The organism is Polycladidibacter stylochi, from assembly GCF_001562055.1.
GTDB classification, from domain to species: Bacteria; Pseudomonadota; Alphaproteobacteria; order Rhizobiales; family Stappiaceae; genus Pseudovibrio; species Pseudovibrio stylochi.
The window spans coordinates 67286-82538 of the sequence record NZ_LLWE01000014.1 but is presented as its reverse complement, the minus strand read 5'-3'; the positions used below and the strand labels follow the sequence as shown (position 1 = coordinate 82538).

The 15253-nt window shown below is 45.9% G+C and carries 12 protein-coding genes; 7 read left to right on the top strand and 5 right to left on the bottom strand.

Annotated features, from left to right (window positions below; translation table 11 throughout):
- Positions 1 to 50 precede the first annotated feature (50 nt).
- Positions 51 to 932 (bottom strand): LysR family transcriptional regulator, encoded by an 882-nt coding sequence (locus AYK67_RS02350; RefSeq protein ID WP_082735610.1) that lies wholly within the window; start codon positions 930 to 932, stop codon positions 51 to 53.
- A gap of 92 nt (positions 933 to 1024) precedes the next feature.
- On the opposite strand from AYK67_RS02350, the gene AYK67_RS02345 reads away from it, so the two are divergent.
- Positions 1025 to 1660 carry a class I SAM-dependent methyltransferase gene (locus AYK67_RS02345; RefSeq protein WP_068081786.1) on the top strand — a complete coding sequence of 212 codons (636 nt, stop codon included), beginning with the start codon at positions 1025 to 1027 and terminating at the stop codon, positions 1658 to 1660.
- Positions 1661 to 1692: 32 nt separating this feature from the next.
- Here the strand turns inward: AYK67_RS02345 and AYK67_RS02340 are convergent, their stop codons facing one another.
- Complete coding sequence (locus AYK67_RS02340; protein ID WP_162265069.1) at positions 1693 to 2307, bottom strand: DUF6653 family protein; 615 nt, start codon at positions 2305 to 2307, stop codon at positions 1693 to 1695.
- Positions 2308 to 2611: 304 nt separating this feature from the next.
- Entirely contained in the window at positions 2612 to 4435 is a 1824-nt protein-coding gene (gene phaC, locus AYK67_RS02335) for a class I poly(R)-hydroxyalkanoic acid synthase (protein WP_068081780.1), read from the bottom strand.
- A gap of 394 nt (positions 4436 to 4829) precedes the next feature.
- Between phaC and AYK67_RS02330 the strand changes: the two genes are divergently transcribed.
- The 6 genes from AYK67_RS02330 (at position 4830) to AYK67_RS02305 (ending at position 12274) form a co-directional block, all read left to right on the top strand.
- Positions 4830 to 5174 carry a hypothetical protein gene (locus AYK67_RS02330; protein WP_068081776.1) on the top strand — a complete coding sequence of 115 codons (345 nt, stop codon included), beginning with the start codon at positions 4830 to 4832 and terminating at the stop codon, positions 5172 to 5174.
- A 1040-nt stretch (positions 5175 to 6214) separates the two neighbouring features.
- Entirely contained in the window at positions 6215 to 7414 is a 1200-nt protein-coding gene (locus AYK67_RS02325) for an LL-diaminopimelate aminotransferase (RefSeq protein ID WP_068082208.1), read from the top strand.
- A gap of 35 nt (positions 7415 to 7449) precedes the next feature.
- A complete protein-coding gene (locus AYK67_RS02320) occupies positions 7450 to 8775 on the top strand; it encodes a homoserine dehydrogenase (protein ID WP_068082206.1) in 1326 nt (441 codons plus the stop codon).
- Positions 8776 to 8825: 50 nt separating this feature from the next.
- Positions 8826 to 9821: a class II fructose-bisphosphatase gene (glpX, locus tag AYK67_RS02315; protein WP_068081771.1), complete on the top strand. Its 996-nt coding sequence runs from the start codon at positions 8826 to 8828 to the stop codon at positions 9819 to 9821.
- Between the two features lie 301 nt (positions 9822 to 10122).
- Complete coding sequence (recJ, locus tag AYK67_RS02310) at positions 10123 to 11880, top strand: single-stranded-DNA-specific exonuclease RecJ (RefSeq protein WP_082735609.1); 1758 nt, start codon at positions 10123 to 10125, stop codon at positions 11878 to 11880.
- A gap of 19 nt (positions 11881 to 11899) precedes the next feature.
- Positions 11900 to 12274, top strand: a complete 375-nt coding sequence (locus tag AYK67_RS02305; RefSeq protein ID WP_082735594.1) for a DUF423 domain-containing protein — start codon at positions 11900 to 11902, stop codon at positions 12272 to 12274.
- 250 nt (positions 12275 to 12524) lie between these two features.
- Here AYK67_RS02305 and AYK67_RS02300 read toward each other — a convergent pair whose 3' ends face one another.
- Entirely contained in the window at positions 12525 to 14546 is a 2022-nt protein-coding gene (locus tag AYK67_RS02300) for a M3 family metallopeptidase (protein ID WP_068081763.1), read from the bottom strand.
- Positions 14547 to 14595: 49 nt separating this feature from the next.
- On the bottom strand, positions 14596 to 15153 hold the full coding sequence (locus tag AYK67_RS02295) for a CAP domain-containing protein (RefSeq protein ID WP_068081760.1): 558 nt from the start codon (positions 15151 to 15153) through the stop codon (positions 14596 to 14598).
- Positions 15154 to 15253: the final 100 nt, after the last annotated feature.

Here is a 15253-nt window from a genome sequence, read left to right as displayed (position 1 = left end):
TCTAAGACCCTTGAAGTGTTTAAAAAAAAGCCAAAACCGAGTTTGTGAACTCATCCCTTTAAAGCCTCGGATAAGAAATCAAAAACCAGTCTGATTTTTTTGCTGGTTTGTAGCTCGCGGTGGCTGACAAGCCATGTAGGGAAACGAATGGGGTCGATAGGCAGAGGTAGTCGGACGAGTTCCGGTCGGTTGAGCGCTACTATATCTGCCATCACGATGATGCCAAGGCCCTGCGACGCCAGTTCCAAACCAACTAGTCCGCTTTCGGTTTTAAAGCGACAATTTTCGGCTGTGATGGGGATGCCACGTTCTTGCAGGTAGGAAATGACCTGCTCTTCATCACCAAAACCGACAAATTGATGGTACCGAAGGTCTTCCAAAGTCTGCGGCTGACCGTAATGGTCAAGGTAGCTTTGTGTCGCGTAAAAATTAGCGATATGCTCACCAATCAAGCGGGCAAACAGTTCAGGCTCTTGTGGGCGTACATGGCGTATGGCGATATCAGCCTCGCGGCGGCGGATATCCTCCACATGGTTGATCGCATTGATTTTAATATGAAGGTTCTGTGATTTTCCTTTAAGCTTTGCCAGTAGTTTAGGCAGTAAATGGGCGGCATAAATATCGCTGGCTGTTATCGTCACTACGCCTTCTACGGTGTCGGACTGACTTGCCGCGAATAGGCTGGCATGTCGGGCGGCTTCAGTCATGGGCATGAGCTGTTCGGCTATGACTTTGCCCGCATCCGTGAGAATTAGGCGCTTGCCAACACGATCGAATAAGACGGTGCCGAGCTCTTCTTCCAAGGCGGTGATTTGCCGGCCCAGTGTTGGTTGGGTGAGTTTAAGCTGTGCGGCAGCCGCGGTGAGGGTGCCGGTTTGTGCAACCGCTAAAAAGGCCTTCGCGTGATTCCAGTCAAAGTTACTTGTGCTCATAGCCATACAATTTTGAATATACTATCTTCAACATTGCCAGATTATACGCAAAAATAATTATGCTAGGTAGCTTGTGAAGGAGAAATCGTATCATGAATCAACAAGCTTTCTGGGATAAGGCCGCCCCTAAATATGTGGCGGGGAAAATTGAAGATATGCAATCCTATATTTTCACGCTTGAGCGTACGCGCAGTTATTTGCAACCACAATATCAGGTGTTGGAAGTCGGGTGTGGCTCCGGTATGACAGCACATAAACTGGCACCGAGTGTACGCGAAATCTTTGGCACCGACATTTCGTCGGCGATGATTGGTTATGCGCAAAAAACTGCTGCTGAAAAGGGGTTGATAAATGCCCATTTTGTACAGGAGGATGCCATGCTAAGTGCTGAGAATAAACAGGACTTTAATGCGATTTTAGCGTTTAATGTGTTGCATTTGGTTAAGGGCTTACCAGAGCACTTACAACGGTATCATAGCATGTTGGCCCCGGGTGGTTTTTTAATTAGCAAAACTATTTGCTTGCCAGAAAAGGGACTTAACTTGAAGTTTCGGACGATTAAGGCGATTTTGCCCTTGCTTAAGTTGTTTGGAAAAGCTCCGCCTGTTTATTTTTACAAGATTGCTGCGTTGGAGAAGATGATCGAGCGTGCGGGTTTTGAAATTGTAGAAACTGGAAATTATCCGGCCCAGCCTCCAAGGCGGTTTATTGTGGCGCGAAAAAAATAACGCGCCTTTCAGTTCGCTAAGTATTTTAACAGCTATAGAGATTTTGTTGGTTGTTGATGCTGGCGGTGGTTGTCGTTTTGTGGTGTCATTGCCCAAGAGCGATAAATAGGGTGCTTGTTTTTCATTTTTTGAAACAAACTTACAAACAGAATGAGTTGAACAATGCGTGCTGCGTAGATGCAGGTGGTAGACAACAGGCTGAGCCACAAAACATTGTCTAAAGCACCTATTGTTGCGCCTATAATGCCCGAGCCCATGACGATAGACGTGAGCAATGCAAGTTGATGATCCTTCTGCGGGATCGTTACAGCATAGCGATTAAGCCACATACGTTGGCCAATTGCAGCGCGTGCCATAGCGCTGGGCGCGCCGGTTGCGCAAGGGCATAGGCGGCTAATAAACCAAAGGAAATATAAATAAAGTGCTACAGATGCACTTGTAGCTTCCCAACCCCATTTTTGATGCATCCAAATCAAAACAAAAACAACAGGAAAGAGTAGAGTACGAACTACTGTTGCTAAGGGTTTAACCGGTCGGTTCCAGATAGTTAATAATGGCAAAGCCGATAGCGGGGTTGATGTGGGTCCAATGCCTTTATTGGTGTACTTGCCTGCGAAACTGACTACTTTGGGGTCGCGGCCTGGCATGGTAGCCTCCGGTGATGCCATAAATATTGCAATATGTTATGCGCACCAATATTGGAAAGGGGGTCTTTCACTAATGGTGAAGCGCAATAACTGCTCAAGTTAATGCAAGTATAATCAATTCTTCGAGAAAAGAGAAGTCTATACAAATAACTAGGAAAAGTAGTTAGCTATCTAAAAAGGCCTGTCATTGCGCTGGCGTGAATGTGTATATGTTCCAATAGAAACTCAAGGGTTCTAGCGTTCAAGATAGGGCCTCAATGATTTTATGGCCCTATCTGTATTATATGAAAGCTCACATTGTGTTCTATGATACAACTTTCACAAATGAGCCGGGGGCATCCTCCAAAATATCGATGCCGTTATCTCCAATTGTTCTTGCAGGAATGCGGTTAAGACTGTGATTTTGTATCCATTTGTTCCAATGGGGCCACCAAGAGCCTTCGTGTTCGCCAGCGCTTTCGAGCCATTTTTCTATACTATCACTTTTCTGCAGTGCTTCAGGCTTGTTGGTCCAATATTGGTACTTTTTCTTCGTCGGCGGGTTTACGACCCCTGCAATATGGCCTGACCCTGATAATACAAAGTCAACAGGTCCACCTAGTAGCTGCGCTCCTTTAAGTACAGATTTGGCGGGTGCGATATGATCTTCTCTCGTTGCCAATTGATAGCAGGGAGTTTTTATGGAGTTAATGTTGAGTTGTTCGCCCGCGAGAACCATTTTTCCTTCTGCTAATGTGTTGTTCAAGTAGCAATTACGCAAGTAAAATGAATGGTTGGTTGCCGGAAGGCGTGTGCTGTCCGCATTCCAGTAGAGCAGATCAAAAGGAAATGGCTCTTTGCCTCGAATGTAATTGTTAATCACATAAGGCCAAACCAAATCGCCAGATCGTAAGAGGTTGAATGTCATTGCAAGCTTAGAGCCGTCTAGGTAGCCCTTTGATTGCATCATTTGCTCAATATTCGCAATATGTTCTTCATCGGTGAATATTTTTAAGTCACCAGCGTGGGCGAAATCAATTTGTGTTGTTAAAAACGTTGCACTTGCAATGCTGTCAGCCTGCCCGGTTTGCGCCATATAGGCAAGAGTTGCGGCAAGTAGTGTGCCGCCGACGCAATACCCCATGGCGTTAACAGTGTCTTCACCAGTTGCCTGTTTAACTTTTTCAATTGATGCAAAAATCCCCTGTTGCATGTAATCTTCGAAGGTTTTTTGGGCGTGGGCCTCGGTCGGGTTAACCCAGGAAACAATAAAGACACTATGTCCGCGATCCACAGCCCACTTTATGAGTGATTTTTCTGCAGTAAGATCGAGAATATAATATTTATTGATCCATGGGGGTATGATCAGGAGCGGGCGCTTGTAAACGGTTTTCGTCGAAGCTTCGTATTGTATGAGCTGGCAGATATCATTTTCCATGATAACTTTACCAGGTGTCACCGCGAGGTTCTTTCCTGTTTCGAATTTGGAAATATCGGTCTGGCGGATTTTTAAATCACCCTTGCCCTTTTTTATATCCTCGGCGAGCATATCCATCCCTTTTACAAGGTTTTCGCCGTTTTGACTCATGGTCTCGCGAAGTAACTCAGGGTTGGTGAATATGAAGTTCGAGGGCGACATGGCATTGGTTATCAGGTTGATGTAAAAAGTCGCGCGCTTTTTTACTTGGGGATCAATTTCTTCCGCATCACTCACCAGAGTTTGGGCCCATTGCGTTGTTTGCAAATACATCTGCTTGAGGAAATTGAAAAAATTGTTGTCATCCCATTCACTATCCTTGAAGCGTTTGTCTTTTGCGTCCGCCTCAATAACTGGGTCAATTTTCTCGCCTGCCATAGCACGAAGCGTGTTGTTCCAGATCGACATGTAACCAGACCATAGACGTGCTTGAGCTTCAATGGCGCGGCTTGGGTCTTTTAACCAATATTCGGCAACGGTTGAAAGAGTCTTGATCATGGCGTTGAGTTCGGCAGATGCTTCTGTCTCAACTTCATGCTTTTCACGCGGTTCCAAATATGCGGCTAAGGCCTTACCGCTACTTTCAGCAATTTTGGCTAAATTACTTGCAAATTCCTCAGGGTTTTGCAGAAGGTATTGCAGTGTTGGATTGTCATTTGTATCTTGAGCCATCTGGATAGTTATCCCTCAAGTCTTTGCCCGTGAATTACATTGGTGTTGTGCCAGAGGTCACCACTATGTCGTATCCTGAATTTTTAAGGGTGTGACTATAGAGTATGACAAGCTGGTGGTTACTAATTAATGTTGCTGTGCAGCATAATTAGTTTTAGATAGATTTTGAATACCCCCATGTGCTAGTGGGATTTGCACTTGACAGAGCGCTACACATTGCAATGTGAGATTAGATGCTTTGTTGAATTATTAATTGGCAAATCAATTAATTGGGTTATTAGCCTTAACAATTATGTCAGGCTTTTAAGCTATGATAATCAGAGTAGAGCAAATTTGCGGAGTGATATTTGCGTTTGCAGCATACTTAAAAGTTGCATTCAATTGGAGTTGTTAAGTGGTCAAAGCAATAAGAATAACGATAGCCCTTTGTGTAAGTTTGTTAGCTAGTGGTTGTGCATCTTTGCATGTCAGCGATGCTTTTGTTTCAAAGCAAAAGCAACAGGTGGCTGTAAAAAATCAAAATTTAGCACTGCAAGATCCGAAGACGCTTAAAAACTATCATGAGCAAAAACAAGAGCAAGAGCAGCTTTTAGCCCTGCATGAAAAGGCAAGGCAAAAGGGATCACTCATCAAATACGATTCTCAAAGCCGCGTTGATGAGTTGAAAGCAATTGCAGATGCACAAAAAAAACTAGCTGATGATCTCAATGTAGAAATTAACCGCCATAAAGCGCACTGAATGTCCGCTAGCCTTCTATTCGTTAGAGGAAGGTGAATTACTGTCGTGTGATTGCATTGAATTGTGAACGTAGCACTTCAAAGTATTTAGTTGCCCCTGTAGAGAGCCTTCAAATTTGCACTAGTGCATTGGCACTTCATGTTTTAGGCATCGTTTGATGACTGATAATTTTAGCAGTGATTATTAAGTTTGCGAAATGTTTGTAGCTGATGTTGCTTCTTGGCCAAGAGTTTGATCCGTTAAAGAAGGCAAAGAACTATGTATTGCACGATATAAGAGAATTGGTGATACGAGTATAGTAAATAAAGTAATTAGCACTATTGAAAAGGAAAATAGAATAGGACCGGTAATTAGTATATGTAAATATTTATTTATATGTTTCATAGTTGCCTCAATACATGAAATAATTATTTTATATTCAATCTATGTTGCAAAATAATTTGAATAAATCAATTAACATAGGCGCTAATGAAGACTATTTGTTAGTGAGCAATATTGCAGTTACCGCATGCGTTATTGTGGATATGTTATTGGTATCTCTTAGATTTTTAGGTGGCGTCGCAATGAAACTAAGTTTTTATTTATTGTGAATAGTTGAATGTATGTGATATTTAGGCGGGAAGACTTGTCGTTCACATTATAATTATTCTGACTTTCAATATGCCAATTTAACTATTAAATGAACCCGTCATAAGCCCAAAACTGGACGAGGATTGAATTGGCTTTGTGTCAAGGTTGATGGTCAGAGAGGGAAGTTCATTTATCTCTTGGCAGCTCAGCTTTTTCCAAGGCTCATTTCAAGAAGCTTCTTAGGTGTTTAAGCTTTTATCAGAGGATATAATTAGTTTTATGTGTAAAAAAATAGGTCAGGGATGCTGTTCTTTCACAGGGAATTAGAAATGAAGAAAAAAAAGCATCTAATTAACCTATATGGCGATGCAAAAATGAAATTCTCCTGCTAAACCTGCAAGGCACTTGGCGATTCAAGTCGCTATAACATTAATAGGCATTATGTGATTTCAGAAAGCGAGGCTCGTGAAATGAACGACTTTCACAAGATCAGACGGCTTCCCCCTTACGTATTTGAACCTGTCGATCGTTTGAAAGCCAAAGCGCGAGCGGCCGGTGTCGATATCATTGATATGGGGATGGGGAATCCTGATTTACCAACTCCACAGCATATCGTTGATAAGTTGGTTGAAACGGTACAAAACCCACGTACACACCGCTATTCCGCTTCAAAGGGAATAATGGGTCTGCGCCGTGCACAAGCCGGTTACTATGAGCGTCGCTTTGGCGTTAAGCTTGATCCGAATACGGAAGTAATTGCAACGCTTGGTTCTAAAGAGGGCTTTGCCAACATGGCACAGGCAATCTCTGCCCCGGGTGATGTGGTTCTTGTGCCCAACCCAAGCTATCCTATTCATGCTTTCGGTTTTTTAATGGCTGGGGCTTCATTACGCTCAATACCAGCAACGACTGGGCCTGAATTTTTTGAGGCGCTTGAGCGGGCAGTGATCCATTCGGTTCCAAAACCAATCGCGGTGATCCTATGCTATCCGGCAAACCCGACAGGATGCTGTGCGGATCTGGACTTTTATAAAGATGTGGTGGCGTTTGCACGCAAGCATGAAATCTTTGTATTGTCTGATCTGGCCTACTCTGAAATATACTTTGGCGACACACCGCCGCCATCCGTTTTACAGGTTGAAGGCGCAAAAGATGTTGCTGTGGAATTTACATCGCTTTCCAAAACATATTCCATGCCAGGCTGGCGAATGGGATTTGCTGTCGGTAATGAGCGGTTGATTGCAGCATTAGCACGGGTTAAATCCTACTTGGATTACGGAGCATTTACGCCTATACAGGTAGCGGCCACTGCAGCCTTGAATGGTCCCGATACCTGTATAGAAGAAACAAGGGAAATTTACCGTAAGCGGCGCGATGTGCTGGTCGAATCTTTTGCGCGTGTTGGCTGGGACATACCGGTTCCAGAGGCCTCAATGTTTGCATGGGCTCCAATACCAAAGCAATTTGCTCACCTTGGTTCTCTTGAGTTTTGTAAGCTGTTGATTGAGAAAGCAGAACTTGCTTTATCTCCAGGTGCAGGCTTTGGTGAGCATGGCGAGGGTTTCGTCCGGTTCGGGCTGGTTGAAAACGAGCAGCGTATTAGACAGGCGGCACGCGGTGTGCGTCGTTTTTTTGAAGAGTATGAGGGTGCCGCGCTTGCTGACAAATAATGGCGCAAGTGCTGGCAACAACTGGTATGAATGTGATGAGTAAAAGCTTGAATATTGGCGTTGCTGGCCTTGGCACTGTTGGTGTCTCCCTGGCAAAAATAATCCTTGGCAAAGCCGAGGTATTGAAACGTCGCTCCGGCAAGTCGATTGTACTTGCCGGAGTAAGCGCCCGTTCTAAAGGTAAAGATCGTGGTGTTGATGTTTCTCATGCTCAATGGTTTGATGATCCTGTTGCCCTCGCCAAAGACGAGGGCATTGATGTTTTTGTCGAGCTGATAGGCGGGGATAGCGGTGCTGCAGAAGAAAGTGTTCGTGCTGCGCTAGAGGCAGGCAAACATGTGGTCACTGCCAATAAAGCGTTGTTGGCTAAACACGGCGTTGCATTGGCCAAGCTTGCCGAAGAAAAAGGCGTTTCTCTGAATTTTGAAGCTGCGGTTGCCGGTGGTATTCCGATCGTAAAAACCATGCGCGAAACCCTTGCGGGCAACGAGGTTTCACGCGTCTATGGTATTTTAAACGGCACATGTAACTATATTTTATCACGTATGGAGCGTGAAGGACTTTCTTTTGCCGAGTGCTTGGCAGATGCACAGCGCCTTGGTTATGCCGAAGCCGATCCAACCTTTGATATTGAAGGGTTCGATAGTGCGCATAAACTTGCCATACTCACTTCGCTGGCATTTGGTTGCGAAGTTTCGGCCGATGATATTTTTGTTGAAGGAATTACTTCAATAACCTCCGCCGATATTCGTGCTGCAGACAACCTTGGCTACCGTATTAAACTGCTTGGTGTTGCGCAGCGCACCGATAGCGGTATTGAGCAGCGGGTGCATCCAACCATGGTACCGAAGACCTCGGCAATTGCACGCGTTGATGGCGTGCTAAACGGTGTGGCCGTTGATGCTGACGCTGTCGGTGAGGTGGTTCTTGTGGGCCCAGGTGCTGGAGGTGATGCTACAGCAAGTTCGGTTATTGGCGATATTGTCGATATTGCCCGTGGCGTTTGTCTACCAGTATTTGGTGAGCAAGCGAGCGGTCTTGCCCCTTATCAACGCGCAAAAATGCGTCAACATGAAGGGGGCTATTACATTCGGCTAGCGGTTGAAGATGTGCCAGGCGCATTTGCAACCATAGCTCAATGTATGGCTGACAAAGGGATTTCGTTAGAATCCATTGTTCAGCGACGGGGTGGGATAAACGAGGAAGCGAGCCTAGATGGGGATCCGGCTCGCCCGCAACCGGTTATCATGATTACCCACGAAACGACCGAGATGGCAGTGCGTGAAGCTTTGGAAGCAATTGCCGCTCGCAATGTTACTGCAGGTCAACCGCAAATGTTGCGGATTGAAAATCTTAAATAGGGCTGCCAGTTTGGCAGGCCAATCGAAATGGATGTTTTCGAGGAAGTATAATGGCTGTTAGTCAAACGGATGCAAGTGATGTGTTGGATCGTATTCTGACACTGGAGCTCGCGCGTGTCACCGAAAGGGCAGCTGTTTCAGCTGCAAGGCTGCGCGGGCGTGGAGATGAGAAAGCTGCGGACCAAGCAGCCGTTGACGCTATGCGGCGCGAGCTGAACCAGTTACCAATTGATGGTACGGTGGTTATTGGTGAAGGGGAACGTGATGAAGCCCCAATGCTTTATATCGGTGAGAAAGTTGGCACCAAAGCCGGACCTAAGGTGGATATTGCTCTGGATCCACTGGAAGGTACCACTATTTGTGCCAAGAATATGCCCAACTCTATTGCAGTAATTGCGCTTGCACCTGAGGGGGGGCTACTTAACGCACCCGACAGTTATATGTCTAAGATTGCTGTGGGGCCGGGATATCCTCAGGGTACTATTGATCTTGATGATCCAATTGAGGTGAATCTGGAGCGCGTGGCCAAGGCAAAAGGCGTTGCTGTTAGTGATGTAACTGTTTGTGTGCTGGACCGACCACGTCATGCCAAACTGATTGATGATATTCGTGCTACAGGGGCGTCTATTTATTTGATTGGTGATGGTGACGTTGCCGGTATTATTCATACAACCAACCCGGACGAGACTGGTATTGATCTTTATGTTGGTACAGGTGGTGCTCCGGAAGGTGTGCTGGCCGCAGCTGCACTGCGCTGTATTGGCGGGCAAATGCAAGGCCGCCTTGTTATCACCCGTGAAGAGCAGGTAGAGCGTGCGGGCCGCATGGGTATTGATGATATTCATCGCAAGTATACACTTGAGGAAATGGCTGGCGGCGATGTTTACTTTGCTGCAACCGGTGTGACTGATGGCAACTTTTTGCGCGGAGTAAAGTTGGGCCGTAATCACATTACCACTCATACGGTTGTGATGCGTTCAACCACAGGTACGGTGCGCTTTATCGAGGCGCAGCACCATCAGCTTGAAAAGTTTCATCTGGATTAATTGCTGATAAGATATCAACCTATCAGTTAAGTGATACCTTAAACGCGGGCCTTTACTTTTGTATCGGCCCGTTTTTTATTGGTTTTTTTGTAGGTATCTTGCTTTTTAAAATGGATTGATTAAGCACGAAGCTCGTGATTTTCTATTCCAGTCAAGTGTGTTTACGGCAAGTTCGTTTGCATGAAACATTAATAGTGAGGGCAGAGCGGTGTTGCATAATAATATAGCCAGCCAGCAAGGTGTTGAGGGTGAGCAAACCTGTCGACCTGTTTTAGGGGTCCACCGTTCGGCCAATGATCGCATGTGGCGCGAGCGCTTAGGCACGAACGAGGCTGCGCAAGCACTCGCAATTGCGCAGCGTTGTGGCCTGCCCGATGTGGTGGGCCGGGTTTTAGCTGGGCGCGGGATTGCTTTGGATGAGGCCGAGGCGTTTTTGGCTCCCTCCATAAAAAACCTAATGGTGGATCCATCACTATTGGTGGATATGGACCGTGCTTGCGAAGTGGTTGTTGCCGCGTTACAAGCAGGGAAAAAGCTGGCCATTTTTGGCGATTATGATGTGGATGGGGCAACATCCTCTTCAATGCTGCAGCGTTATTTTCGCATGCTTGGCGTCGATGTGGACGTTTATATTCCCGACCGGATTATTGACGGATACGGGCCCAATCCAACAGCATTGGCACAGTTGCACGCGCAAGGGGCACAGTTGCTCATCAGCGTAGATTGTGGCAGCACCTCATTCGAAGCTTTTGAACACGCACGCACGCTTGGCTTGGAAGTGGTGGTTTTAGATCATCACCAGGTGGGGGAAAACTTACCGCAGGTGGCCGCGCTGGTGAACCCGAACCGGCAGGATGATTTATCGGGTCAAGGTCACTTGGCTGCCGTGGGTGTGAGTTTTTTGTTTTTGGTTGCCTTAAACCGCGCCCTTCGTCAGCTGCCAGAGTTTGCACAAAGCGCTCTACCGGATTTGATGCAACTGCTTGATCTGGTCGCGCTTGGTACTGTGTGTGATGTGGTGCCATTAAAAGGTCTGAACCGCGCATATGTGGTGAAAGGATTGCAAGTTATGGCAAAGCGAGGCAATGTGGGCCTCGCAACGCTTGCCGATATCGCGCGGGTGAATGGCAAGCCAACGCCCTATCATTTAGGATATATGCTTGGGCCACGTATCAATGCCGGTGGACGCATCGGCGATTCAGGTTTGGGGGCGCGACTCCTCGCGGGAGATGATCGTAATGAGAGCGAGCATATTGCAGCTACTCTCGAGCGCTTGAATCAAGAACGGCAAGCCATGGAAGCTATAATGCTTGAAGAGGGGGAGGCACAGGCCTTTCAACAACTTCAAGCGGGAGAGCCGGCGGTGCTTGTGGTGGGATCAGATAGTTGGCATCCGGGCGTGGTGGGTTTGATTGCCTCGCGTTTAAAAGAGCGCTATCGCCGTCCGGCTTTTGCTGTAGCGTTTAACAAGGAAGGTGTCGGCACGGCTTCAGGGCGTTCGGTCAATGGTGTTGATCTTGGTGCTTGTGTGCGGGCTGCGGTTGATCGTGGGCTTTTACTCAAGGGAGGCGGCCATGCCATGGCTGCGGGTATGAGCCTTAGCCATAATAAACTGGCACAAGTAATTGAGTACTTTAATGAAAATCTTGCTGAGGAAGTAGCGCGGGCTTTAGCTCAGCGTGCATTGGTAATTGACGGGGTCTTAACACCGGGAGCTGCAAAAGTTGAGCTCATTGAACTTTTAGAGCATGCAGGACCATATGGTGCCGATCATCCTGAACCTGTTTTCGCCATGCCGTCGGTTTTTGTGAAGTATGCCGATATCGTCGGTAAAGGGCACGTGCGGGTGACGTTAGGCGGTAATGATGGCAGTAGCTTAAAGGCAATTGCTTTCAAAGCTGAAGACCAGAACCTTGGCAAGATGCTGCTAGCAAATCGTGGGCGACCATTGCATGTGGCCGGTAGTCTTTCAATTGATACATGGCAAGGCCAGGCGAAAGTACAGATGCGCATTATTGATGCGGCTGAGCCACAGAAAAGCCAGTTCAAGAATATTTGAGAACTAATCGGGAGCAAATATGAAATTCTCAGGATTACTATTAATAGTTGCAGGATTAAGTGGGTTCATGGGTGTTGCCAGTGCAGCAATGGCGGCACATGTGGACAGTGATCCGTATATGGCTCTTATTTCGCAATTTATGCTTGTGCATGGCCTACTATATGTGGGGATGGCAGCTATGGTAAAAGGTAAACAAAGCTTTTTGGCAAAAGCGAGTGCCGGATTTCTGGTGGTTGGGCAGGCTTTATTTTGTGGTGATTTATACTCGCGGCTCTCAACTGGTGAGCGCTTATTTCATTTCGCAGCACCATTTGGTGGTGGTTCAATGATGGTGGGGTGGCTGTTTCTTGGTATTTGGGGCCTGCAAATATATTTAAAGCCCAATGAGCTGTGAAAACAGAATATAATAAAAAAAAAGAGGCGAGTTGAACCTGTCAACTCGCCTTTATAGTTTGGTGCATCAATAGGGCGATAAATCACCCGCTTTAGTCGTATAGCACAACTCTTGCGTGAAGCTTATTAATTATTTGCAACCTTAAGTGTTATTATTGTGGCGCTTCAAAAAAATAATTTTTGATTGATGCCCTCATATCGAGAGATCCATTAATGAATCTTTTGATAATAACATGTTGAATTTACTCTCATTATAATAATCCGCGTCCCTTTAATAAGGCGTGGGGTGTTGGTGTTTTACCCCTAAAAAGCAAATACGCATCTTCAGGTTGTAATTTTCCGCCGGAGCTATAAATATATTTTTTCAGCTTTTGGGCCAGCTCGGGTTGGAAAATATCTTCTGATTCTTCAAAGGCTGTGAAGGCATCGGCATCCATAACTTCCGACCAGAGATAGCTATAATACCCCGCGGAATACCCGTCACCAGCAAAAGCATGCAGCAGGTGAGTGGGGCGGTGGCGCATAATTATCGCTTCCGGCATTTCTATTTCGGTTAGTATTTTCTGCTCTTCAATATGCGTATCAATGCCTGCGTCCGTTTGTTGATGATAGCGCATATCAATAATGGCTGTTGCCAAGTATTCTACTGTTTGAAAGCCTTGGTTAAAGTTTTCGGCGGCTTTAATCTTATCGATCAGCTCATTTGGGATTGGTGAATTCTCTTGATAATGGATGGCAAATTTTTGCAGTATTTCTGGTTGCTCCAACCAGTGCTCGAAGAGCTGAGAAGGAAGTTCTACGAAGTCTCGTGCCACATTGGTACCGGAAATACGCGGGTAAGTGACCTGTGAGAGGAGACCGTGAAGAGCGTGACCAAATTCGTGAAACAGCGTTCTGGCATCTTCAAGTGTTAGTAGGCATGGTGCATCGCCAACCGGTTTTGAAAAATTCATTACATTTACAATGATTGGAGTGATATCTCCCACCAGTTTTTGTTGGGAGCGAAAGTCGCTCATCCAAGCGCCGGAACGTTTGCTGGTTCTAGCAAAATAATCACCTATAAAAACGCCTAGGTGCTTACCATCGGGACCCAGCATTTCGAATGCCCGGCAATCTTCGTGGTAAAGTTTTAGGTCGCTAAGTGGTTTGAAGCTGACCTGGAACAACTTATGTGCCGTGTAGAAAGCTGCTTCAATAATATTATCAAGTTGTAAGTAAGGCTTGATTTCATCCTCATTGAGATCGTAATTCTGCTTGCGTACTTTTTCCGCATAATATCGCCAATCCCAAGGTTGGAGCTCATTTTGACCTGTATCTTTGCTAGCAACTTGTAACAGGCTGTTTGTTTCTTCCAGAGCCTTTTGCCTTGCGGGTAGCCACACTTGCATAAGTAGTTGCATAACCGCCTCAACACTGCCGGCCATCATATCGTCAAGCTTAAAGGCGGCAAAATTGTCGAAACCGAGTAACTGGGCCTTACGCTGGCGCAGTTCAAGAGTGCGTTGAATGATTGCCTCGTTCTTGCCTTCACCGCGGCTGGCGAAAGCTTTGAAAAGCTTCTCACGCAGATCACGTCGGCTTGAGCTTTGTAAAAAAGGCTCATAGGAAGAGCGGCTAAGAGTGATTGCATAGCCAGAGCTGTAGTCCCGCTCTAAGGCTGCTTGCCTCGCTGCCTCAACTTGGTAGGGGGGTAAACCGGCAAGATCGCTTTCATTTTCCAACAGCAAAACATAGTCGGCCTCATCTTTAAGGACATTTTGTGCAAATTCGGTACCAAGCGTGGCCAGCTCTTGGTTAATTGCAGCAATTTCAGCCTTTTCGGCTTTGGGGAGACCGGCCCCGGCTCGTTTGAAGCTGGTGTGGTAGCGCTCAAGAACACGGAGTTGTTCTTCATTAAGACCCAGATTTTCCCTATTGTTTTCCAGCATATCAATGCGTTCAAACAAAGCGTCATTTAGAAGGATATTTGATGTGTACTCTGCCAGTTTCGGGGAAATGGCTATTTCGGTTTCTTGAAGAACCGGATTGGTGTTTGACGAAGTCAGATTGAAAAAGACAGAAATGGCTTGTGCCAAAATAGTATCTGACTTTTCAAGTGCTTCAATTGTATTTGTAAAAGATGGTGGCTCTTTATTCTGCGCAATCGCAAGGGTATTTTCGCTGGCTAGTGCCATAGCATCAATAAGTGCTGGCTCATATTCGTTGTCTTTAAATTGTGCAAACGGGGGAATGCCAAAAGGGGTATCCCATTTTTCAAGAAGTGGGTAATGCATTATTTTTCCTAGCTATAGTAAAGTCTGCTGTGATGACTTGTTCGTTTGCTCAAGGGCCTGGGCGGCGAATGCGTATTTCTCGTGTAGGGCTTTGATAGGGAGCAGCCAAAGTCATCACCCAAAAATAACGATAACGACCATTGTCGCGCACAGTTAAGGCGATTCCCATATGTGTAACATAAGGGTTGAGAAGATTTTTATTGTGATCCTTCGAGTTTTTCCAACCTATAAAAGCATCCTCTAGGGTTTTATAACCGGCACCTAAATTCTCTGCACCGGCTTTTGAACGGTAGGTTGGAGTTTGGGTGCGTTTTTGTAGGCTGCTTGATGAGTGTAATGGCGTGGCAAGGCTATCGCGCTTGGCTATATGAGTTGCCATTTCCTGTGAGACAATGGTGAGATGAGTATCCAACTTAACAGGTGGTAATTTATGCTTTGAACGCCAGTTGTTTACTAACTGCAATGCATGATTGCTATCTACTTTAACTGAGCGTAAGTTTTTAGGTGGGAGTGTTTGTTCTTTTACAAAGAAGGCGCAACCGGCGAGAGTCGCAAATATCATAATACAGGAAATCCAGGTTAATTGGCGTGTCAGTTTTGCGAGCATGCGAGGTTCCAAGTTTATTGTCGCTAAGATCATGATTGCATGTCATGAAAGATGCGGTAAGCTAGTGGGGTCAATAAGAGTTTTCATTTAAGTTGTTTTA